This window comes from Micromonospora sp. NPDC047644, from assembly GCF_040704315.1.
In the GTDB taxonomy this organism is placed as follows: domain Bacteria; phylum Actinomycetota; class Actinomycetes; order Mycobacteriales; family Micromonosporaceae; genus Micromonospora.
This window is the reverse complement of sequence record NZ_JBEYSY010000021.1, coordinates 63,446-85,285: the sequence shown is the minus strand read 5'-3', so window position 1 is coordinate 85,285 and position 21,840 is coordinate 63,446. Positions and strand designations below refer to the sequence as shown.

Genomic DNA, 21,840 nt, shown 5'->3' with positions numbered 1-21,840 from the left:
TATCAGTCCAGGGTGAAGTAGTCGGGACCGGAGTAGGTGCCGGTCGTCAGCTTGGTGCGCTGCATCAGCAGGTCGTTGAGCAGGCTGGACGCGCCGAAGCGGAACCAGTCCGGGTCGAGCCAGTCCGGGCCGACGGTCTCGTTGACCATCACCAGGTACTTGATCGCGTCCTTGGTGGTCTTGATGCCACCGGCGGGCTTCACGCCCACCTGCCGCCCGGTCGCTTCGCGGAAGTCGCGCACCGCTTCCAGCATCACCAGGCTCACCGGCATCGTCGCCGCGATCGGGACCTTGCCGGTGGAGGTCTTGATGAAGTCGCCGCCGGCCAGCATGGCCAGCCAGGAGGCCCGCCGGACGTTGTCGTAGGTGGCCAGCTCGCCGGTCTCCAGGATCACCTTGAGGTGGGCGTCCCCGCAGGCCTCCTTGGTGGCCACGATCTCGTCGTAGACCTCCTTGTACCGCCCGGCCAGGAACGCACCCCGGTTGATCACCATGTCGATCTCGTCGGCACCGGCCGCGACGGCGGCCCGGGTGTCGGCCAGCTTGATCTCCAGCGGCGCCTGACCCGAGGGGAACGCGGTCGCCACGCTGGCCAGGTGCACGGCGGAGCCGCGCAGCACCTCGGCCACGTGGGGGACCATGGCCGGGTAGACGCAGACCGCGCCGACGTGCGGGCAGGACGGGTCGGCCGGGTCCGGGCGCAGGGCCTTCGCGGCGAGCGCGCGTACCTTGCCCGGGGTGTCCGCCCCCTCCAGGGTGGTCAGGTCGACCATCCGGATCGCCAGGTCGATCGCCTGGGCCTTGGCGGTGGTCTTGATGGAGCGGGTGCCGAGCTGTGCCGCCCGCTGCTCCGCGCCGACCTGGTCCACGCCGGGCAGGCCGTGCAGGAAGGTCCGCAGAGCGGTCTCGGATCGTCCCAGCTCGGAGAGCTCCGACCGGGCCGACGTCGTTGTCGCCGTCATGCTGGGAAGTCTACGCACCGGACCGCCGAGTGATCTTGCTCACGAGCGCTCGCCGCCGTCCGGACGTGAGCGGCGTCCCTGGTCCGACCGCACCCGCACCGTCGCGCGGTACGGACCGGTAGGTTGAGCGATCGTGGACGTACACGTCATTGACCACCCGCTGGCCCAGTCCAGGTTGACCGCCATGCGGGACGCGCGCACCGATTCCTCGACGTTCCGGGCGGCGCTGCACGAACTGACCACCATGCTGGTGTACGAGGCGGCGCGCTCCTTCCCCGTCGAGCGGTACCCGGTGCAGACGCCGGTCACCGGCACCGAGGGCACCCGGCTGGCCAACCCGCCGCTGCTGGTCCCGGTGCTGCGCGCCGGGCTGGGCATGGCGGACGCCGCGCTGGGTCTGCTGCCCGAGTCCTCGATGGGTTTCGTGGGCCTGGCCCGCGACGAGGCGACCTACGAGCCCCGCGCGTACATGGAGTCACTGCCACGCGACCTGGCCGGGCTGCCGGTGCTGGTGCTCGACCCGATGCTGGCCACCGGCGGTTCGCTGGAGCACTGCTGCCAGCTGCTGGCCGACCGAGGCTGCACTGACATCACGGTGCTCTGCGTGCTCGCCGCCCCGGTCGGCATCGACCGGCTGGAGCGCTCCGGCCTGCCGTTGCGCCTGGTCACGGCCTCGATCGACGAGGGGCTGAACGACCACATGTTCATCGTCCCCGGCCTCGGCGACGCCGGCGACCGCCAGTTCGGTGGCATGCCCCGCTTCTGATGCCAGACCCGGTCGGTGCCGGGTCCGGCGGGGTCCGTGCGCGGGGTGCGCGGACCCGCTACCGTCTCCGGCCATGACTGGTGTTGCGCTCGCCGAGGAGTTGCTGCTCCTCGCCTACGACGACACGACCGGCAAGGCGACGATGCCACGGATCAGCCTGGACCTGGGCATGGCCGCCGCGGTGCTGGTCGAGCTGGCCCTGACCGGCCGGATCGCGTACGCCGACGGGTCGCTGGCGGTGATCGACCCGACGCCGACCGGCGAGCCGTTCAGCGACGATGTCCTCAGCCGGATCGCCGCCGACACCCCGCACAGCCCGGCGTCCTGGGTCCAGCGTCTCCGGCACGGCCTGCGCGACCGGATCCTCGCCGACCTGTGCCGGCAGGGCGTCGTCCGGGACGTCGACGAGACCGAGCTGGGTTTCATCCACGTGCACCGTTACCCGGTCGTGGACACCTCCGTCGAGGCGGAGACCCGGCAGCGGCTGGCCGAGGCGCTGACCGGCGCGGCAGCCCCGGACGAGCGGACCGCCGCGCTGGCCACCCTGGTGGTGGTGCTCCGGATGGAGTCCGCGCTCGGGGTGAGCGGCGAGGCCGCCGCCGACGCCCGCCGCCGGCTGACGGAGATCGCCACCGGCGCCGGGTTCTCCGGCGAGGTGAGCACCGACGACTCGGTGGTCCGCCCGTCGGTGGGCCTGGTCGTCGCCGCCCTGGCCAAGGCCGTCGACCAGGCCCTCGGCAAGCGCGCCTGACGGTCGGACCCAGCACGCCCCTGCCACCCTTTGCTCTGCACCCGTTGATGCACCACGAGCGGCCGGCGCTCGGCGTCCGCCGCAGGCCGGCCCCCGGTGGCGCAGGGCGCACGGCCCATGGCCCATGGCCCATGGCCCATGGCCCATGGCCCATGGCCCATGGCCCATGGCCCATGGCGCATGGCGCGCGGCGCATCCGTGGGTGCAGAGCAAAGGGACCTTGTCGGACGGCGAACGCCGCATGGCGCATCCGCGGGTGCAGAGCAAAGGGAACGTGCCGGGTGGATGGGTCCTGCGCGGCGTCAGATGCCGAGCGCGGCGCCGACCTCCGCCCGCAGCCCGACGACCGCCTGCGCCGCCCGGCTGCGGGCCGCTGGAACGTCGCCATCCGTGACCGGCTCCACCACCTCGAGGTACGCCTTGAGCTTCGGCTCGGTCCCGGACGGGCGGATCACCACCCGGGCCATCGCGGTCCGCAGGATCACCACGTCCGACTCGGGCAGCAGGTCCCGGACGCTGTCCACCGGCTGCCCGAGCAGGGTGGCCGGGGTGGCCGCCCGGATCCGGGCCATCGCGTCGGCGATGACCCGCAGGTCGTCCACCCGGGCGGAGAGCTGGTCCGTGTGGTGTACGCCGAACTCGGCAGCCAGCTCGTCCAGCCGGTCGGTCAGCGTGCGACCCTGCGTCTTCAGGCCGGCGGCCAACTCGGCCACGGTCAGCGCGGCGGTGATGCCGTCCTTGTCCCGGACGTGTTCCGGGGCGACGCAGTAGCCGAGCGCCTCCTCGTAGCCGAAGACCAGCGGCGCGCTTCCTCCGCCGGCCCGCACGATCCACTTGAAGCCCGTCAGCGTCTCGTCGTAGGGCAGCCCTCGGGCCGCGCACATGGCCCGCAGCAGTGACGACGACACGATGGTGGTGGCGTAGAGCCCGGTCACTCCCCGGCGCATCAGGTGATCGGCGAGCAGGACGCCCACCTCGTCGCCGCGCAGCATCCGCCAGCCGTCGCGGTCCCGGACGACCACCGCGCAACGGTCGGCGTCCGGGTCGTTGGCGATGGCGAGGTCCGCGCCGGTGGAGTCCGCCACGGCGATCAGCCGGTCCACAGCGCCCGGCTCCTCGGGGTTGGGAAACGACACGGTGGGGAACGCCGGGTCCGGCTCGGCCTGGTCGGGCACCACCCCGGGAGTGGGGAAACCAGCGCTGGCGAAGGCAGCGGTGAGAACCGCCGCGCCGACCCCGTGCAGCGGGGTGTACGCCACCGTCAGGTCCCGTGGCCCGTCCGGGTCGATCACCGCGGTGGCCCGTTCGACGTACGAGGCGACCAGATCGTCGCCGAGCACCTGGCCGGGACCGCCCAACGGCACCTGGGTCAGCGGCCCGACCGCTCGGATGGCGGCCTCGATGCCGGCGTCGGCGGGTGGCACGATCTGCGCGCCGGCACCCAACTCGCCGCCCAGCTCCGCCCCGAGGTAGACCTTGTAGCCGTTGTCCTGCGGCGGGTTGTGGCTGGCCGTGACCATCACGCCGGCGACACCGCCGAGGTGCCGCACGGCGTACGCCAGCACCGGGGTGGGCAGCGGGCGGGGCAGCAACAGCGCCGGGCGGCCCGCACCGGTCGCCACCTGCGCCGTGCGCTCGGCGAACTGCCGGGAGCCGTGCCGGGCGTCGTACCCGATCACCAGCGGACCGGTGCCACCCTGGGCCGCGAGCCAGGTCACCAGGCCGGCAGCGGCCTGGGTGACAACGGCGAGGTTCATCCCGTTCGGGCCGGCGCGCAGGGGGCCCCGCAGGCCCGCCGTGCCGAAGGTCAGCGGGCCGGCGAACCGGTCGGCCAGCTCCGGGCCGCTCGCCGGGAGACCGTCGAGCACCGCCGTCAGCTCGTCCCGGGTGGCCGGGTCGGGGTCGTCGGCCAGCCAACGCCGGGCTTGCTCACGAATGTCGTCGATGTCAGTGCTGTCCGCCGCCATGCCCCTTGATAGCACGGCGACGGATCACCCCTGTGGCTTCCCTCCGGCTCAGCCGTTCCCGGTGAGCTGGAACGTCCGTGCCATCTCGTCGAAGATCGCCTTGCTCTCCGCGAACTTGGCGTCCGTGGCGGTGAGGTAGAACGAGTACGCCTTGCCGTCCTGCGCGACGCCCCGCCAGACGCCGTGCCGCATCGTGTCACCCGCGCCGCAGGTGTACTCGAATTCGGCTGCCGGCTTGCTGGCCAGTTCGGTCTCCGTGGAGGAGATCTGGTTGTACGGCTTGACGCAGGAGGTGCTCCGGGTCTTGAGGCCGTTCTCGGCCGTCTCGGCCCACCGGGCGGAGCTGCTGGTCCACTTCTCGGTGATGATGCGGACCTTGCGGCCGCTGTCGGCCGGGTCGATGTAGTCGGTGTACGAGCCGCCGGTGGCCTTCTTCCAGCCCTTGGGCACCATGACCTGAATTCCGCGGGCCGAGTGCTCCTGCATCTCGACAGTGGGGGCCGCCGGGGCGGACGTGGTGGGCTGCGCGGCCGGGGCGCTCGGTGGGGCTTCGTCGCCGCCGGAGAGCGCCACCGCGGTGACCAGCAGCACGACGACCAGACCGCCGGCCGCGGCGAGCTGCACCTTGCGCGGCCAGCCCTTGACCGTGCTGACGAGCTGACCACCGGTGGTCCGGACCTTGTCCAGCGCGCTGCCGCCCGAAGCGGCGGGCGTGGTCGCCCAGGGCTGGCCGGTGCCCGGCACCGACCACTGGTTGCCGCCGCCGTAGGTGCCGCCGACGCGCTGGGTGGCCTCCGGTGCCGCGCCGCCGTACCCGACCTGCTGGGTGGCATCGGCCGGGCTGCCGTAGCTGACCCGCTGGGTGGCGTCGGGGTGTCCGCCGGCGTCCACCCGCTGGGTGGCGTCCGCGTTGCCGCCGTAGGTGCGCCCGGCCGCCGGTCGGCCCGTGGTCGGCATCGCGCCGGTCGGCGTGTGCAGCGGACCGGCCAACGCGTCGGCGCTGGTCTCGTCGAGACCCCCGGCGGTGTCGGCCGGGCGAGCTGCCGCCGGCGGGCGTTCGCCCCGGCGCAGCGAGGCCAGCCGGTCGGTCAGGGATTCGCCCGGGGCCAGCATCGCCTTGCCACCGATCTGGCTGTCCGGCTTCGGCTCCGGCTGGGCCGGCGGGAGGACGGGGATCGGACGCTGCTGCACCGGCACCACGGCGTACGGGTCGGTGACCGAGTGCACCGCCGTCGCCGTGCTGCCCAGCGGGCCGGCGAGCAGCTCGCGCAGCATGGCCCGGGAGGTGTGCACGTCGAGTCGGCGCGCCGGGTCCTTCTCGAGCAGACCCATCAGCACCCGGGTCAGCGGGCCGCTGCGCTGCGGTGGCGCGGGCGGGTCCTCCACCACGGCGTGCATGGTCTCGATCGGGTCGCCCTTGTCGAACGGGGGCCGCCCCTCGACAGCCGTGTAGAGCGTCACACCCAGCGAGAAGAGGTCACTCGGCGGGCCGAACTCCTGGCCCATGGCCCGCTCGGGCGAGATGAAGTGCGGCGAGCCGAGCACCATGCCCGGGGTGGTGAGCTGCACGTCGGTGGGCATCCGGGCAACCCCGAAGTCGGTCAGCACGCAGCGCCCGTCGGTGCAGATCAGCACGTTGGCGGGTTTCACGTCGCGGTGCAGCACGCCGATCGCGTGCGCGACCTCCAACGCGCCGAGCAGCGCGATGCCGATCTTGGCGACGGCCCGGGGCGCGACCGGCCCGTCCTCGATCACCATGTCGGCGAGGCTGCGGGCGTCCAGCAGCTCCATCACGATCCACGGCCGGCCCGCCTCGGTGACCACGTCGTACACCTGCACCACGGCCGGGTGCTGGATGGCGGCGGCGGCGCGGGCCTCGCGCAGGGTGCGTTCGTACATCGCGTCGCGGTCGCTGGGGGCCAGCCCCGGGGGCAGGACGACCTCCTTCACCGCCACGTCACGGCGCAGCAGGGTGTCTGTGGCGCGCCACACCGTGCCCATGCCGCCGTTGCCCACCGAGGATCGCAGCGAGTACCGGTCACCAATGGTGGTGCCGGGCGCCGCTCGTCCGTTGGGGGGACTGACTGGTCCGCCGCTCCACGTCGGGATCTGAGTCACAGAAAAGCCACCGGGGGAAATCGAGGGGGGCTGGGACACAACCCCCCTATCTTGCTGGTTCCGACGCCGGATGCGAAAGCCGACGCGGCGGACGTTTGTCGAAGTCGACAGAACGTGCCGTGTCGTTCACCTGGTGTCGACCGGTCGGGACGCGCTGTGCGGTATCCCTCACCCGACGACATGGCCAGGCGTCCTACCATCCGGGGATGAACCAACGGCGGTCAAGCGAGTCCGGTTTCCCGATCAACGGCGTCTACACGGAGGCCGACCTTCCGGAGGACCTGGACTCCCGGCTCGGCAGCCCGGGCGAGTTTCCGTACACCCGGGGTGTCTACCCCACCATGTACACCTCCCGCCCGTGGACGATGCGCCAGTACGCCGGCTTCGGCACCGCCACCGAGTCCAACGCGCGGTACCACCAGTTGTTGCGGGCCGGCACGATGGGCCTCTCGGTCGCCTTCGACCTGCCGACCCAGATGGGGTACGACTCGGACGAGCCGATCGCGCACGGCGAGGTCGGCAAGGTGGGTGTCGCGATCGACTCCATCGAGGACATGCGGCTGCTCTTCGCCGACATCCCACTGGACAAGGTGTCCACCTCGATGACCATCAACGCGCCCGGTTCGGTGCTGCTGCTGCTCTACCAACTCGTCGCCGAGGAGAACGGGGTGCCGGGCACCGCGCTCAACGGCACCATCCAGAACGACATCCTCAAGGAGTACATCGCCCGGGGGACGTACATCTTCCCGCCGAAGCCGTCGCTGCGCCTGGTGGCCGACACGTTCGCGTACTGCCGCAGCGAGGTGCCGAAGTGGAACACCATCTCCATCTCCGGCTACCACATGGCGGAGGCCGGCGCGACGCCCGCGCAGGAGATCGCGTTCACGCTGGCCAACGGGGTGGAGTACGTGCGGGCGGCGCTGGCCGCCGGGCTCGCCGTCGACGACTTCGCGCCGCGGCTGTCGTTCTTCTTCGTGGCCCGCACCACGCTGCTGGAGGAGGTGGCGAAGTTCCGTGCCGCCCGGCGGATCTGGGCCCGGCTGATGCGTGACGACTTCGGCGCCAAGGATCCGAAGTCGATGATGCTGCGGTTCCACACCCAGACCGCTGGCGTGCAGCTCACCGCCCAGCAGCCGGAGGTGAACCTCGTTCGGGTGGCGGTGCAGGGCCTGGGCGCCGTGCTCGGTGGCACCCAGTCGCTGCACACCAACAGCTTCGACGAGGCGATCGCGCTGCCCACCGAGAAGGCGGCCCGGCTGGCGCTGCGTACCCAGCAGGTGCTGGCCTACGAGACGGACCTGACCTCCACCGTCGACCCGTTCGCCGGCTCGTACGTGGTGGAGGCGATGACCGCCGAGATCGAGGCCGCCGCCGTCGAGTTGATGGAGCGGGTCACCGACCACGGCTCGGCGGTGGACGCGATCGAGGCCGGGTTCCAGAAGCGGGAGATCGAGCAGTCCGCGTACCGGATCGCCCAGGAGATCGACTCGGGCGAACGGGTGGTGGTCGGGCTCAACCGGTTCACGGTGGACGAGGAGGAGCCGTACGAGCCGCTGCGGGTCGACCCGACGATCGAGGCGGCCCAGGCCGACCGGCTGGCCCGGTTGCGCTCCGAGCGGGACGCCGACGCCGTGGCGCGGGCGCTCGCCGATCTTCGGGCCGCCGCCGAGGGTACGGAGAACGTGTTGTACCCGATGAAGGAGGCGCTGCGGGCGCGGGCGACGGTGGGTGAGGTCTGCGGGACGTTGCGTGAGGTGTGGGGGTTGTACCGGCCCACCGACCGATTCTGAGCCGCGACTGCGGCCCCGGGGCGCGCCGCGAGTGCGACCCCGGGGCGCGGTGTGTCCGGCGCTCTCAGCGGGTATCCGGTCGGTTGAGCCGGGACGCACACCCTGTGCGCCCACGGCGGGTGGGTGCGTGTGAGCGTCCTTATCCGGCTCGTTGCGCTGTGTGGTCGGCTAATTGTCGGAGTGTCAGTTCATCACCCCGACTAATGCGACAATTTGGCAACGGGTCTCCGACTGTCGACCGCGATTCGGGACCCCCGCGATCGGTTACGCGTTGTAGGAGGTGAGGGGCTGATGACGGCATTCGACCGTGATCTACCTGCTGTCCCACACCTTGACGAGCGGCCCCAGCAGGGCATACGTGACTCTGCGCGGTCCGATCATTACCGTAACGAGGTTGCGCAGCGTCACCGTCGGAGGTCTAGGCTGTCTGCTGTCCCCGATGATCCATCCATTCCTAGTGATCGAGAATTCGACGTGACGAGTGCGTTGACGCTGCCCACGAGTGGCCAGCTGGCGTCGTCCTGGCCGGAGACGCCACCGGGATCCGAGCCCCTGCCCCGCGAGTTGGACCACCTTCTCGCGCTCCGGGTGCCGGGGCTGATCGCTACGCGCCGTCACCTCCACTCGCACCCTGAGCTTTCCGGCAACGAGTTCGAGACGGCCGCGCTGATCGCCCGGGAGCTGTCGCTGGCCGGGCTGAGCCCGCGCCTGCTGCCCAAGGGCAACGGCGTGATCTGCGACGTCGACGGTCGGCCGGACGGCCCGGTCGTGGCGCTGCGCGCCGACATCGACGCGCTGCCGCTGGACGACCCCAAGGACGTCCCGTACCGGTCGACCGTGGAGGGCGTCTGCCACGCCTGCGGGCACGACGTGCACACCTCGATCCTGCTCGGCGTCGGCATGCTGCTGGCCCAACTCGCCGACCTCGGTGAGCTGGACGGTCGGGTCCGGCTCATCTTCCAGCCGGCCGAGGAGATCCTGCCCTGCGGTTCGCTGGAGGTCATCGAGGCCGGCGGCCTGGACGACGTGGTGCAGATCTTCGCGCTGCACTGCGACCCGAACCTGCCGGTGGGCCAGGTCGGCCTGCGGGTCGGCCCGATCACCGCGGCCGCCGACAACGTGACCGTCCGACTCTCCGGCCCGGGTGGGCACACCGCCCGCCCGCACCTGACCGTCGACATGGTCGACGCGCTCGGTCGGCTGATCACCGAGGTGCCGGCCCTGGTCAGTCGCCGGGTGCCGGCCAACAGCGGCCTGCTGCTGGTCTTCGGCCACGCCTCGGCCGGCACCCGCTACAACGTCATCCCGTCCGAGGCGAGCGCGTCCGGCACCCTGCGGGTGATGGACCGCGACACCTGGGAGAAGGCCCCCAAGATCGTTGCTCAGGTGGTGCGGGACGTGATCGCGCCGACCGGTGCCACCGTCGACCTCGAATACCTGCGCGGCCGGCCGCCGGTGTGCAACGACGCCCGTGCCATCCAGGTGCTGACCGCCGCCACCGCCGCCGCCCTCGGGCCGGACGGGATCGCCGAGACACCGCAGAGCATGGGCGGCGAGGACTTCTCCTGGTACCTGGAGTACGTCCCCGGTGCCCTCGCCCGGCTCGGCGTGGGTCGCACCGGCCCCAACGTCGACCTGCACCGGGCGAGCTTCGACGTGGACGAGCGGTCCATCGCCGTCGGCGTCCGCGTCATGGTGCAGACCGCGTTGCGGGCACTGGCGGCGGCGCGCTGACCGGCGCGACCGGAGCCGGGGGCTTGCGCCGTCGGCGCAGCACCACCAACAGCGCCACCAGCGGTACGCCAAGCGCCACCAGCCACGGCAGCAGTGCGCCCAGCACCGTGAGCAGGACGGTCATCGAGACGACGAACGCCTTCCAGCCGCCCCTGAGCCCGACCAGGAAGCCGGTCTCGGCCTTCTCCTCGGTGTCCTTCGCCGCCGGCCCGGCCAGCGACACGGTGATCGTGGAGAGGGCGGTCAGGTCGGCCAGGCGTCGCTTCTTGGCCTCCAGCGAGGCCAGGTCGGCCTCCCGTCGACCCAACTCGTTCTCCAGTGACACCAGGTCGGTGATCGAGGTGGCTCGGGACAGCAACCGGCGGGCGCTCTCCACCCGGGCCCGCTGACTGGTGATCCGGGCCTCCAGGTCGACCGTCTCCTCGGTGACGTCCTGAGTGTTGATCTCCCGGCTCTGCTGCCGACCGAGCTTGGCGATCTCCTCCACCACTCCGGTGAACTTCCCCGCCGGCACCCGCAACTCCAACTCCGCCACCGCGTCGGCGTCAGCGCTGTGCCGCTGGTCGCCGCCGACGAAGCCGCCGGCCCGACCGGCCACGGCGGTGGCCTCGCGGGCGGCAGAGTCCACATCGTCCACCTGCACCCGCATCTTTCCGGTGTAGATGATCGCCCGCTGGTCGACCCGAAGGTCGGGTGCGCCCGCGCCGGCCCCCTCCGGTGCGCCTGCGGCGGCGTCCCGGTTCATCTCGCCGCCCTTGGCGGCTGGCGCCTCGGCCGCCGTACCCGCGGTGTCCTGCGACCCGCTGTCGCCGGCACCGCACCCCGTCAGCGCCAGGGCCGCCGCCAGTGCTGTCGCCGCCAGCAGCGCACCGCGGCGTCGTCCCGCCTGTCCGTCCATCCCCGCTCCCATCGTCGTCAACCGGTGTGGCGATAGCTCGGACGCGACGCGCACGCCGGCTGGTTCCGGCAGACTGCGCTGAGGACGTCACGATTCGATAATCGAGGAGTCACGATGCGGCTCACCAAGTACGCCCACTCCTGCCTTCGGGTGGAACACGACGGGGGAGTGCTCGTCGTCGATCCGGGGGTTTTCAGCGACGCAGCGGCGGCGCTGGACGGTGCGGACGCGGTGCTGATCACCCACGAACACCCCGACCACCTCGATCTGGCAGCGGTGCGCCTCCAACTCGACCGACAGCCGTTCCCGATCCACGGGCCCGCCTCGCTCGGCGAAGCCCTGGGCGACGCGGCCGACGTGTTGCGCCCGGTCAGCGTCGGCGAGTCGTTCACCGCCGCCGGGGTCGCGGTGCGCGCGTACGGGGGGCGGCACGCCGTGATCCACCCCGACATCCCGGTGATCGACAACCTCGGTTACCTGATCAACGACGTGGTCTACCACCCGGGCGACTCCCTGGTCGTGCCCGACGAGACCCCCGTCGACACGCTCTTCGCGCCGATCCACGCCCCCTGGTCGAAGTTCTCCGAGGTAGTCGACTTCATCCGCGCGGTCGCGCCGCGGCGCGCGTACGCCCTGCACGACGCGTTGCTCAACGACAACGGGCTGGGCGTGCTCGACCGGCAGTACACAGCGCTGTCCGGCACCGAGTACCAGCGACTGGAGCCCGGTAGCCGGGTGGACGTCTGACCCGATGCCCGGCCTCTCCGCGGAGCTGGTGCAGCAGCTCTACCGCACTCCACCGGACCGGTTCGTGGCCGCCCGGGACGCCGCTGTGGCCGAGGCCCGCCGGGCCGGCGACCCGGCCACCGCCCGGCAACTGGCCCGGCTGCGTCGCCCGACGGTGGCCGCCTGGTTGGTGAACCTGCTGGCCATCGGACGCCCGGAGCTGGTCGCCGATCTGGTGCAGCTCGCCGACGCCCTGCGAGTCGCCCAGCGGGAGTTGCGGGGGCCCCGGCTGCGGGAGCTGTCAGCGCAACGCCGGGCGGTGGTCGGTGCCCTGGTCGCCGAGGTTCGCAAGCTCGCCGCGGCCGAGCCGGACGCGCCACCGGCGAGCCGGCTGCCCCTGGCCGAGGTGGAGGCGACGCTGAACGCGGCGTTCTCCGACGTCGAGGTCGCCGAGCAGGTGCGGGCGGGTCGCCTGCTGCGGGCGGCCAGCTACGCCGGCTTCGGCGAGGTGCCCCGGCCGCAACTGCGACTGGTCACCGACGATGACGAGGAGCACGAGGAGGAACGCCCGGCCCGCCGACCCGGCCCCCAACGGGGCCGTCCCGAGGCGGCATCCGGTACGGACCGGGCGGCCGAGCGTGCCGAGCAGGCCGAACGGGCCGCACAGCGGGCGGCCCGAGCCGAGCGGGCCCGGCAGCGCCGCGCCCTGGACCGGGAGTTGGCGAAGGCCCAGGCCGATCAGGAGCGGGCCGAGACCGAGCTGACCGAGGCGACCGGGCAGGAGCGCGACGGTGTGGCCGTACTCGATCGCCTTGAGGCCGAGTTGGCCGAGCTGGAGCGGCGGCGCGCGGTCGCCGAGCAGGACCTCAGCCGGGGCAGGCTCGCGCGGCGTGCCGCCGAGCGGGCGGTAACGGTGGCCCGGCGGCGCGCCGGTGAGGTCGAGGCGGCCCTTGAGGCACTGGCGGCCGAAGAGGGGGATGCGGACGCGGGCGGTGGCGCGGCAGACTGAGCATCGATGGACGACGACGAGTGTGCGGGCCGTACACAGCGAGTGGCCCCGGGTCGGGGCGGGGTCGCCGGGCCGGGTTGCCCGAGCGGGGCGGCGCGGTGACCCCGGAGCAGGTCGCCGCCGCCAGTAAGCCCGTCGTGCTCGACCTGGGCGACGCCTTCAGTCGGGACCCGACCACGTTGCGCCGGGCCCGACTGCTCGGCATCTCCGGCTGGGCGTTCTACATCAGCGGCCGGGCCGGCGCGCTCGGCGGTGTGCGGGCCGAGACGGCCGCCGCCGCCCTCGGGTTCATCGCCCCGGACGCGGTCGCCGACGGTTGGGACGCCGCCGGCCGGGTCGTGCCGCCGTTCGAGGTGGCCGCCGCGAGTCTCGCCGAATGCTGCCGGTGGGGGGCACAGCAGCTCGGCCCGCTGCCCGGCACCGAGCGCCTGTCGGCGCTCGTCGAGCGGGCGGTGGTGGCGGCGGAGGCCAGTGGAATGCCGCTCTTCGCCGCGTGGCGGGCCATGCCGCTTCCGGATCTCTCACCCGGGGCTCGCAGCGCCGCCGGGCTGCGGCTGCTCCGGGAACACTTCACCGGCGCCTACCTGCTGGCGGTACGCGCGGCCGGGATGACCCCGCTGGAGGCCGTGCTGTCCGGGCCGGAGGGCGAGGCCGGGGCGGTGGCCTGTGGCTGGCCGCCGCCGTACCCGCCGATCGGGCCGTTGGTGCGCCGCCGGCTCTGGGCGGAGGCGGTGACCAACCGACTGGCCGCGCCGGCGTTCACGGCCCTCGGGCCCGCCGACGGCGCGGAGTTGGTGGAGTTGCTGCACCGCACCCGGGTCGACCTCGGCTGAGCCTCCCTCCGGCCGGCCGAAAAATGGGCGGCGCCGCAGCGAATCGGCTGCCAGGATGTCCTGCCGTGACCCTTCCCGCTGGTTGGACGACGCGCCGACCCACCCTCGACGACGTGCCGGCGATCCTCGCGGTGGTGCACGCCGCCGACACCTTCGCCATCGGTCATCCCGACTTCGACGCCGAGGACGTGGCCGCGTCGCTGACCGCCCCCCACTTCGACCCGACCCGGGACTCCTGGCTGGCCATCGACCCCGACGACGCCGTTGTCGGCTGGGCGACGGTGGACAACCCGACCGGGGTGGGCCGGGAGTTCGTGGAGGTCTACGTCGATCCGGTACGGGCTGCCACCGTCCGCGCGCCGCTGCTGCTGCGCCAACTGGACCGCGTCGCCGAGCGCGCCGCGGAACGGGGGCTGCCGTCACTCACCGTCCGCTGCGCGGTCTTCGCGCCGGAACGTGACTGGGAACATGCCCTGCGCGGGCTCGGGTTCGCCCTCGTCAAGCGGTACGTCCGGATGAGCCGGCCGCTGGACGACCTGCCCGACGAGCCGGCCGGGCCGTCGGCCGTGACGGTGCGGCCGGTTCGCCCGGACGACGAGACCGATCTGGTGGAGTTCCACCGGATCTACGAGGCTGCCTTCGGCGACACCCCGGACCACGAGCCGCTGTCCTACGAGCGGTGGCGGGCCCGGATCGGCGATCTGACCGCCTGGGACGAGTGGTTCGTCGCCGAGGTGGACGGGGTGCCGGTCGGCGCGTTGCAGTCCTCGGACCAGGCGCTCGACCAGCAGTCGGGCTGGGTGAAGAGTTTGTCGGTGCGGTCCGCGTACCGTCGCCGGGGTGTGGGTGCGGCGTTGCTGCGCCGCGCCTTCGCCCGCTACGCCGAGAAGGGGCGGCGCGCGGTCGGCCTGGGCGTCGACCTGACCAACCCGACCGCCCCGCTGTCGCTGTACCGGTCGGTGGGCCTGCGCGAGACCCAGTGGACCGACATGTACGAACTTTCCGTCCCGGCGGCCGGTGTGTGATTGACGACCCCGGTCCTCCCCGACCGGGGCTCCGGTCGACAGCGGTAGCACACTGGAGGCGTGCGATACGCGCTGCTACGCCGAGGCGGTGCCGGTGGGGCGGGCCCGCAGCTCGGTGACGTAGTCGTCCGGGGCGCCCGCCTTCTCGGCGGCGTTCGCGATCTCCGACAGGTACCAGGAGGTCGGCAGGCCACCCTCGTACCCGTTGAAGACGTAGATCCAGGCGGTCACGTCGCCGTCGAGGGTGGAGACCCGGACGTGCAGCTTGCGGTACGTCCCGGCGGTCACCCCCTCGATCTCGTCGAGCTGGCCCGCGTCGTAGGGGTGGATGTCGTAGAGCGCCACGAAGACCCGGTCGCCGGGAGACTCGACGAGGGTGCTCACCGCACCCTCCCAGCCGATCACGTCCGCCCCGGCGAAGGTCAGCCGCCAGCCCTCCAACCAGCCGGTGCCGACCATCGGCGAATGCGGACAGTAGGCGCGCATCCGGGCGGGATCGAGATTTGAGCCGTAGGCGGCGTGATGACGCACGGCGATGACGATAGCCCGGCCGACGGGTGGGGGAGAATACGACAGTGCGTGTCGAATGCGCTCGGGAGAAGAAAGTCACTGTGAGCATCAACGAAGGGCGAACGCTGTGAGCCGGATCGTGATCATCGGCGGAGGGCCGGCCGGGTACGAGGCGGCACTGGTCGCCGCCCAGCTGGACGCCGATGTCACAGTGGTGGAGGCCGACGGTGCGGGCGGTGCCTGCGTGCTCTCCGACTGCGTACCGTCGAAGACCTTCATCGCCAGCTCGGGGGTGGTCACCGGCTACCGCGACACCGAGGAGTTCGGGGTGCACTCGGACGGCCTGGAGGCGGTCACCGTCGACGCGCGCGCGGTGCACGAGCGGGTCAAGCGGCTGGCCCTGGCGCAGTCCGCGGACATCCACGCCAAGCTGCTGAAGGCGGGGGTCACCTTCGTGGCCGGCACCGCCCGGCTCGGCGAGGACTCCCTCGGGCACACCCACCGGGTCGTCGTCACCCCCGCCGACGGCGCGGAGGAATACTCGATCGACGCGTCCACCGTGTTGGTGGCCACCGGCTCGACGCCCCGTCAGCTGCCCACCGCCGTACCGGACGGTGAGCGCATCCTGACCTGGCGACAGGTGTACGACCTGCCGGAGCTGCCCGAGCACCTGATCGTGGTCGGTTCCGGCGTGACCGGCGCGGAGTTCGCCAGCGCGTACCTGGCGATGGGGGTCGAGGTGACCCTGGTCTCCAGCCGGGACCGGGTGATGCCGCACGAGGACGCCGACGCCGCGTCCGCCATCGAGCGGGTGTTCCGCAACCGGGGCATGGAGATCCTCAACAACTCCCGGGCCGACGCGGTGCGGCGCACCGCCGACGGCGTCGAGGTGGAGCTCTCCGACGGCCGCAAGGTGACCGGCTCACACGCGCTGATCACCGTCGGTTCGATCCCGAACACCGCGAACCTGGGGCTGACCGAGTACGGGGTGGAGCTGGGCCGGGGCGGTTACCTGACCGTCGACCGGGCTTCCCGGACCAACGTGCCCGGGATCTACGCCGCCGGCGACTGCACTGGCGTGTTGTTGCTGGCCAGTGTCGCCGCCATGCAGGGCCGGATCGCCATGTGGCACGCGCTCGGTGAGGCGGTCCGCCCGCTGCGGTTGCGTACCGTCGCGGCGAACGTCTTCACCGATCCCGAGCTGGCCACCGTGGGTGTCTCGCAGGACGAGGTCGACGCGGGCAAGGTGCCGGCCCGGCAGGTGATGCTGCCGTTGTCCGGCAATGCCCGGGCCAAGATGGACGACCTCTCCGACGGTTTCGTGAAGCTGTTCTGCCGTCCCGCCAGCGGTCAGGTGATCGGCGGTGTGGTGGTCGCGCCGAAGGCCAGCGAGCTGATCCTGCCCATCACGATGGCGGTCGAGAACAACCTCACTGTCAACGAGCTGGCCCAGACCATCACCATCTACCCGAGCCTGTCCGGCTCCATCACCGAGGCGGCCCGTCAGCTCATGCTGCACGAGTTGGAGTGACCCGACCGCGTGCGGGCCGGGTCAGGCTAGTCGCCACCGTCACCAGGACCGCCACCTCGGCGAGGATCAGGAGGCGTTCGGCCAGGCCGATGAGCATCCGGTCGCCGGGGTAGGCGGACCAGATCATCGCCGCCGCCAGGGCCAGGCTCAACAGGACCAGGGCGCGTAGCGTCCGGGCGGCGGGCGTCAGGTCGGGTCGGCGGGCGAGCAACCAACCGGCCACCGGCAGCGCCAGGAAGGCGATCACCGACGCGTACCGGTGCAGGTAGGCGGCGGTGGTCATGGCGGTGCCCGGCTCGTTCGTCGGCACGGCGGCGGCCAGCAGCAGCCCACCCACCCACGCGCCGAGCAGCAGCTCTGCCGTTCGACCGGAGCGCGGTCGGGATGGGCTGGCATGGCGCAGTCCGTACAGCAACGCCACTGTGGCGAGCGCGAGCACCACCATGGCGACGTCGATGACACCGCCGCGGTCGGAGACCGCGAAGTCGCTGATGGTCAACGCCCACGGGTTGAGGTCGTCGTTGACTTCGAGGTGGCCGATCACTGCCAGCAGCGCCGCCAGGGCGATCCCGCCCAGGGCCAGCAGGCCGGTACTCCGGGTAACAGGCATGTCTCTCAGCCTGTCGCCGTACCCACCCCAGCCGAATCCGGGACAGCCACCGAAATAGCCCCCCGGGACCACCCCTAGAGGCCTTCCGGCAGCCCTGCGGCGATCTTGCGTTTTCGGTTGTCCGTATGCGTGTTAGGGCCTGTTTGCCCGGACAGTAACTGCAAGATCGCGTAGGCTGGGGTCGAAACTTTCAGTCGATGGGGACCTTGACCGCGGCTACTGCGGCGGCGGCGCGGGCGTGGCGGGCGCTGACCACTGTCATCGCCCATCCCGCGGCGGCGAAGCCGGCGGCTGCGGCGGTGGCGATGATGGCCAGCCGCCAGGCCGACTCGGTCAGCGCGGTGCCGCCCAGGTGCCCGACGAGCGCTCCGTAGGTGGCCCAGCCCAACGCCGCGACGGCCTCGTAGATGACGAACAGGCGGTACGGGTAGCGGCTGCGCCCGGCCGAGAAGCAGGCCGCCATCCGCCCGCCGGGCACGAACCGGCAGAGCAGGATGACCAGCGGCCCAGGTTGTCGCAGCCCCTGGGTGACTCGGCTGGCCACCCGGCGGGCGCGGCTCAGCTCGGCGTGCCGGGGTGGCCGCCGATCCGGTGCGCTGCGGCCCAGCAGGTAGCAGGCCAGGTCGCCGGCGAACACGCCGAGCGCGCCGACGGCGATGGTGACCGGCAGGCTGAGCCCGCCGTAGACGGTGAGCGCACCACTGGTGATCATGACGATCTGGGTGGGGATCACCGGCACGAAGGCGTCCGCGATCAGCAGCGCGAGCAGCACCAGGTAAGCCCACGTCGGCGACGCGACGTCAGTCAGAAGTTCGGGCACGCCTGCCACCTCGCCGAATGCGGCCGATTGGGTGTCTTGAGCCTGACGCCGTGTCCGGCGTCACCGTGGACGGCCCCGGCCCGTCGTGACCGTCGACACGACTGAGCCACCCAGCTACAACGAGCCCGATCGGTGCCGGGTGACGCTTTAGAAGGGCGTTGCACCCATTTGAGGCGGGCGGCGGAACGCCGTTCGTCGGCGTACCGTTGTCGGCGCGGCCACGCCCGTCGGGTCCCCCGTTCCTGACGATTCGGCCGCCAGGGCCGCCGGCGGGTCCCGCGCCGGCGGCCCACCCCTCCGCCGCGAAATCCGGGTGCGCCCCCGATCGCCGCGCGGGTACGGTCGCCCCATGCGCAGCGCGGTAGTGATGATCACGACGCCGGGTGTCCCCGGCGCGCCGCTCTGACGTAACCACAGTCGACCAGGCCCCGGGGCGATCCGCCCCGGGGGCAGCGCGCCGAACGGAGCTCAGGTCGCCTCCGGGTCGTACCCGATCCAGGAGCCCGACATGATCGACCACCGTAGGCTCGGCCGTGAGCTGGACCTCTTCGTCTCCGACCCGCTGGCCGGCGCCGGCCTGCCGATCTGGTTGCCGGCCGGTGCCGCCGCCCGGCACGCCGTCGAGGAGTACGTCCGGGAGTTGGAGCGCCGCTCCGGCCACCAGCACGTCTACTCGCCGCCGCTGGGCAAGCGGGAACTCTTCGAACTCTCCGGCCATCTCGGCTACTTCGCCGACGACATGTTCCCGCCGATGCGGCTGAGCGCCGACGACGAGTTCGTGCTCCGGCCGGCGCTCTGCCCGCACCACGCGCTGGTCTTCCGGGCGCGGGGCCGTTCCTACCGGGAGTTGCCGTTGCGGATCGCGGAACTGGGCGGGATGTACCGCGCGGAGCGATCCGGTGTGCTCGGCGGACTGTCCCGGGTACGTGCCATCTCGCTCAACGACGCGCACACCTTCTGCGCACCCGAGCAGGTCGGCGCGGAGGTCGTCGAGATCCTCGGACTGATCCGTGCCGCGCACGCCGCGCTCGGTGTCCGGCCGGCCGGGTTCCGGCTGTCGCTGCGCGGGCCGGGCGGGAGGTACGTCGGCGACGACGCCCAGTGGGCCCGCGCCGAGGACTTGCTCCGGGAGGCGCTGGCCGGGATGGAGTACGTCGAGGCGCCGGGGGAGGCTGCCTTCTACGGTCCGAAGATCGACATCCAGATCGTCGACGCCGCCGGCCGGGAGTCGACCATCTCCACCGTTCAACTGGACTTCGACAAGCCGGAACGGTTCGACCTGTCGTACACCGACTCGGACGGCAGCCGGCGTCGCCCGGTGATGGTGCACCGCAGTCTGGTCGGCAGCATGGAGCGGCTGTTCGCGTACCTCATCGAGGTGCACGAGGGTGCCTTTCCCGCCTGGTACGCGCCCGTCCAGGTGGTGCTGCTGCCCGTCGACGACGGCCAGGCCGGCGCGGCGGCCGACCTGGCCCGACGGGCTCGCGACGCCGGCCTGCGGGTCGAGGTCGACGCCGCCGGCTCGCTGGGCGCCCGGGTACGGGACGCGGCCCGCCGCCGCGTCCCGTACCTCGGGGTGCTGGGGGCCCGGGAGGTGGCCGACGGGCACCTCGCGTTGCGTCTGCGCGGCGGCCGCGCCCTGGCTCCGATGCCCGCCGACGCGGCTCTCGCCCTGATCCGTGGGCAGGTCGACGCCCGCGCCAGCGACCTGCTGCCCTCGGACTGACCCGCTCACCGATCGTCTCGCGCGCACGGCCGCCCGACCTCAGACCGATGCCGGTTGGGCGGCCGGTTCCTCGTCGACCACAGCGCCGGTGAACTGTGAGCGGTAGAGCCGGTGGTACGCGCCCTGGACGGCCAGCAACTGCTCGTGGGTGCCCTGCTCGACGATCCGGCCGTCCTCCATCATCAGGATCAGGTCGGCGTCGCGGATGGTGGACAGCCGGTGCGCGATGACGAAGCTGGTCCGGTCCGAGCGCAGCGCGGCCATCGCCCGTTGCAGCAGCACCTCGGTACGGGTGTCCACCGAGCTGGTGGCCTCGTCGAGGATCAGCAGCGACGGCTCGGCGAGGAACGCCCGCGCGATGGTGATGAGCTGCTTCTCGCCGGCGCTGACGTTGCTGCCCTCCTCGTCGATGACGGTGTCGTAACCGTCGGGAAGGCTGCGCACGAACCGGTCCACGAAGGTGGCCCGGGCGGCGGCGAGGATCTCCTCATCGGTGGCGTCCGGCCGCCCGTAGGCGATGTTGTCCCGGATGGTGCCGCCGAACAGCCAGGTGTCCTGGAGCACCATGCCGATCCGGCCGCGCAGGTCGTCGCGGCGCATCGTGGTGATGTCCACCCCGTCGAGCGTGATCCGGCCCGCGTCCAGCTCGTAGAACCGCATCACCAGGTTGACCAGGGTGGTCTTGCCGGCGCCGGTCGGGCCGACGATGGCCACTGTGTGGCCGGGCTCGGCGACCAGCGAAAGGTCGTCGATCAGCGGCTTGTCCGGCTCGTAGCGGAACGAGACGTGCTCGAACTCGACCCGGCCGTGCGGGTCGGTGACCCGGGCCGGCGCGACCGGGTCGGGGGTCTGCTCGTCCGCGTCGAGCACCGCGAAGACCCGCTCGGCCGACGCCACGCCGGACTGGAGCAGGTTGGCCATCGAGGCGAGTTGGGTGAGCGGCTGGGTGAACTGGCGGGAGTACTGGATGAACGCCTGCACGTCCCCGAGGCTCATCGTGCCGGAGGCGACCCGCAGCCCACCGACGACGGCGATCGCCACGTAGCTCAGGTTTCCGATGAACATCATCGACGGCATGATGATCCCGGAGATGAACTGCGCCCCGAAGCTGGCCCGGAACAACTCCTCGTTCTTCGCGTGGAACGCGGCCTCGACCTCACGCTGCCGGCCGAAGACCTTCACCAGCTCATGGCCGGTGTACGCCTCCTCGATCTGACCGTTCAACTCGCCGGTGTGCGTCCACTGGGCGATGAACTGCTTCTGCGAGCGCTTGGCGATGCGCTGGGTCACCAGCACCGACAGCGGCACCGCGACCAGGGCCACCAGGGCCAGCACCGGCGAGATCCAGAACATCACGGCCAGCACGCCGACGACGGTCAGCAGCGAGGTGAGCAGCTGGCTGAGGGTCTGCTGGAGGCTGGTGGAGATGTTGTCGATGTCGTTGGTGACCCGGCTGAGCAGCTCGCCGCGCGGCTGCCTGTCGAAGTAGGGCAGCGGCAGCCGGTTGAGCTTCTCTTCCACCTCGGCGCGCAAACGCAGCACGGTGCGCTGGACCACCCCGTTGAGCAGCCAACCCTGCCACCAGGACAGCAGGCTCGCCGCCAGGTAGAGCCCGAGCGCCAGCAGCAGCACCCGACTCAGTGCGTGGAAGTCGATGCCCACCCCGGGCACCACGTCCATCCTGGCCAGCATGTCGGCGAAGCTGTCGTTGCCGCTGGCCCGGGCCGCCGCGACTGCCTGGTCGGCGGTGGTGCCGGCGGGCAGTTGCCGGCCGATCACCCCAGTGAAGATCAGGTCGGTGGCGTGGCCGAGGATCTTCGGCCCGGCCACGCTGAACCCGACGCTCACCACGGCGAGGGTGATGATCGCGGCCAGGTGCAGTCGGTGCGAGCGCAGCCGGCCGAGCAACCGTCGGGCCGACGGGCCGAAGTTCATCGACTTCTCGGCGGGCATTCCGGCGCTCATCCATCCCGGGCCGCCGCCCGGACGGCCCGGTGGCAGCCGCTTGGGTGTCCGCGCGTCGCCGCCGGCCTGCTGCCCGTCGCCTCCCGGCGTTGGCGGGTC

Annotated in this window: 18 protein-coding genes; 10 read left to right on the top strand and 8 right to left on the bottom strand. The window is 72.1% G+C overall.

Translation table 11 applies throughout. The annotated features are described in order from the left end of the window. Window positions 1-2 precede the first annotated feature (2 nt). Window positions 3-962: a deoxyribose-phosphate aldolase gene (deoC, locus tag AB0877_RS28725; RefSeq protein ID WP_366612689.1), complete on the bottom strand. Its 960-nt coding sequence runs from the start codon at window positions 960-962 to the stop codon at window positions 3-5. 133 nt (window positions 963-1,095) lie between these two features. On the opposite strand from deoC, the gene upp reads away from it, so the two are divergent. Further along, entirely contained in the window at window positions 1,096-1,728 is a 633-nt protein-coding gene (upp, locus tag AB0877_RS28720; RefSeq protein WP_355009488.1) for a uracil phosphoribosyltransferase, read from the top strand. 73 nt (window positions 1,729-1,801) lie between these two features. Further along, complete coding sequence (locus AB0877_RS28715) at window positions 1,802-2,479, top strand: GPP34 family phosphoprotein (protein ID WP_366612688.1); 678 nt, start codon at window positions 1,802-1,804, stop codon at window positions 2,477-2,479. A gap of 302 nt (window positions 2,480-2,781) precedes the next feature. Here AB0877_RS28715 and AB0877_RS28710 read toward each other — a convergent pair whose 3' ends face one another. Continuing rightward, a complete protein-coding gene (locus tag AB0877_RS28710) occupies window positions 2,782-4,446 on the bottom strand; it encodes a phospho-sugar mutase (RefSeq protein WP_366612687.1) in 1,665 nt (554 codons plus the stop codon). A 48-nt stretch (window positions 4,447-4,494) separates the two neighbouring features. Further along, on the bottom strand, window positions 4,495-6,564 hold the full coding sequence (locus AB0877_RS28705; RefSeq protein ID WP_366612686.1) for a protein kinase: 2,070 nt from the start codon (window positions 6,562-6,564) through the stop codon (window positions 4,495-4,497). 206 nt (window positions 6,565-6,770) lie between these two features. Here AB0877_RS28705 and AB0877_RS28700 point away from each other — a divergent pair, with 206 nt between their 5' ends. Beyond that, the gene (locus AB0877_RS28700) at window positions 6,771-8,354 is read left to right on the top strand and encodes a methylmalonyl-CoA mutase family protein (RefSeq protein WP_366612685.1); all 1,584 of its coding nucleotides are present in this window, start codon (window positions 6,771-6,773) and stop codon (window positions 8,352-8,354) included. 474 nt (window positions 8,355-8,828) lie between these two features. Continuing rightward, complete coding sequence (locus tag AB0877_RS28695; RefSeq protein WP_366612684.1) at window positions 8,829-10,088, top strand: amidohydrolase; 1,260 nt, start codon at window positions 8,829-8,831, stop codon at window positions 10,086-10,088. On the opposite strand, the gene AB0877_RS28690 is transcribed toward AB0877_RS28695, so the two are convergent. After that, the gene (locus tag AB0877_RS28690; RefSeq protein WP_366612683.1) at window positions 10,045-11,007 is read right to left on the bottom strand and encodes a DUF4349 domain-containing protein; all 963 of its coding nucleotides are present in this window, start codon (window positions 11,005-11,007) and stop codon (window positions 10,045-10,047) included. The two genes, AB0877_RS28695 and AB0877_RS28690, sit on opposite strands and share 44 nt — an antisense overlap. Before the next feature lie 93 nt (window positions 11,008-11,100). Between AB0877_RS28690 and AB0877_RS28685 the strand changes: the two genes are divergently transcribed. The 4 genes from AB0877_RS28685 to AB0877_RS28670 all read left to right on the top strand — a co-directional run bounded on the left by AB0877_RS28685 (window position 11,101) and on the right by AB0877_RS28670 (window position 14,579). Further along, window positions 11,101-11,733, top strand: coding sequence for an MBL fold metallo-hydrolase (locus AB0877_RS28685; protein WP_366612682.1), 633 nt, complete (start codon window positions 11,101-11,103; stop codon window positions 11,731-11,733). 4 nt (window positions 11,734-11,737) lie between these two features. Further along, on the top strand, window positions 11,738-12,721 hold the full coding sequence (locus tag AB0877_RS28680) for a hypothetical protein (RefSeq protein WP_366612681.1): 984 nt from the start codon (window positions 11,738-11,740) through the stop codon (window positions 12,719-12,721). Between the two features lie 98 nt (window positions 12,722-12,819). Next, on the top strand, window positions 12,820-13,554 hold the full coding sequence (locus AB0877_RS28675) for a hypothetical protein (protein WP_366612680.1): 735 nt from the start codon (window positions 12,820-12,822) through the stop codon (window positions 13,552-13,554). Window positions 13,555-13,619: 65 nt separating this feature from the next. After that, window positions 13,620-14,579 carry a GNAT family N-acetyltransferase gene (locus AB0877_RS28670; RefSeq protein WP_366612679.1) on the top strand — a complete coding sequence of 320 codons (960 nt, stop codon included), beginning with the start codon at window positions 13,620-13,622 and terminating at the stop codon, window positions 14,577-14,579. Between the two features lie 75 nt (window positions 14,580-14,654). Here the strand turns inward: AB0877_RS28670 and AB0877_RS28665 are convergent, their stop codons facing one another. Beyond that, the gene (locus tag AB0877_RS28665) at window positions 14,655-15,110 is read right to left on the bottom strand and encodes a gamma-glutamylcyclotransferase (RefSeq protein WP_112588201.1); all 456 of its coding nucleotides are present in this window, start codon (window positions 15,108-15,110) and stop codon (window positions 14,655-14,657) included. Between the two features lie 106 nt (window positions 15,111-15,216). On the opposite strand from AB0877_RS28665, the gene AB0877_RS28660 reads away from it, so the two are divergent. Further along, complete coding sequence (locus AB0877_RS28660) at window positions 15,217-16,620, top strand: NAD(P)H-quinone dehydrogenase (RefSeq protein WP_366612678.1); 1,404 nt, start codon at window positions 15,217-15,219, stop codon at window positions 16,618-16,620. Here the strand turns inward: AB0877_RS28660 and AB0877_RS28655 are convergent. After that, entirely contained in the window at window positions 16,598-17,230 is a 633-nt protein-coding gene (locus AB0877_RS28655; protein ID WP_366612677.1) for a DUF998 domain-containing protein, read from the bottom strand. The genes AB0877_RS28660 and AB0877_RS28655 overlap by 23 nt on opposite strands. A gap of 190 nt (window positions 17,231-17,420) precedes the next feature. Then, the gene (locus tag AB0877_RS28650) at window positions 17,421-18,050 is read right to left on the bottom strand and encodes a DedA family protein (RefSeq protein ID WP_366612676.1); all 630 of its coding nucleotides are present in this window, start codon (window positions 18,048-18,050) and stop codon (window positions 17,421-17,423) included. Between the two features lie 508 nt (window positions 18,051-18,558). Here AB0877_RS28650 and thrS point away from each other — a divergent pair. Then, window positions 18,559-19,776, top strand: coding sequence for a threonine--tRNA ligase (gene thrS, locus AB0877_RS28645; RefSeq protein WP_366612675.1), 1,218 nt, complete (start codon window positions 18,559-18,561; stop codon window positions 19,774-19,776). A gap of 39 nt (window positions 19,777-19,815) precedes the next feature. On the opposite strand, the gene AB0877_RS28640 is transcribed toward thrS, so the two are convergent. After that, window positions 19,816-21,741, bottom strand: a complete 1,926-nt coding sequence (locus tag AB0877_RS28640) for an ABC transporter ATP-binding protein (RefSeq protein ID WP_366612703.1) — start codon at window positions 21,739-21,741, stop codon at window positions 19,816-19,818. Window positions 21,742-21,840 lie beyond the last annotated feature (99 nt).

What these genes read in the sequence shown, in the direction of transcription:
- deoC (WP_366612689.1), bottom strand. Translation starts at nt 962, where the DNA reads ATGACGGCGACAACGACGTCGGCCCGGTCGGAGCTCTCCGAGCTGGGA.
- AB0877_RS28715 (WP_366612688.1), top strand. Translation starts at nt 1,802, where the DNA reads ATGACTGGTGTTGCGCTCGCCGAGGAGTTGCTGCTCCTCGCCTACGAC.
- AB0877_RS28710 (WP_366612687.1), bottom strand. Translation starts at nt 4,446, where the DNA reads ATGGCGGCGGACAGCACTGACATCGACGACATTCGTGAGCAAGCCCGG.
- AB0877_RS28700 (WP_366612685.1), top strand. Translation starts at nt 6,771, where the DNA reads ATGAACCAACGGCGGTCAAGCGAGTCCGGTTTCCCGATCAACGGCGTC.
- AB0877_RS28685 (WP_366612682.1), top strand. Translation starts at nt 11,101, where the DNA reads ATGCGGCTCACCAAGTACGCCCACTCCTGCCTTCGGGTGGAACACGAC.
- AB0877_RS28680 (WP_366612681.1), top strand. Translation starts at nt 11,738, where the DNA reads ATGCCCGGCCTCTCCGCGGAGCTGGTGCAGCAGCTCTACCGCACTCCA.
- AB0877_RS28655 (WP_366612677.1), bottom strand. Translation starts at nt 17,230, where the DNA reads ATGCCTGTTACCCGGAGTACCGGCCTGCTGGCCCTGGGCGGGATCGCC.
- thrS (WP_366612675.1), top strand. Translation starts at nt 18,559, where the DNA reads ATGATCGACCACCGTAGGCTCGGCCGTGAGCTGGACCTCTTCGTCTCC.
- AB0877_RS28640 (WP_366612703.1), bottom strand. Translation starts at nt 21,741, where the DNA reads ATGAGCGCCGGAATGCCCGCCGAGAAGTCGATGAACTTCGGCCCGTCG.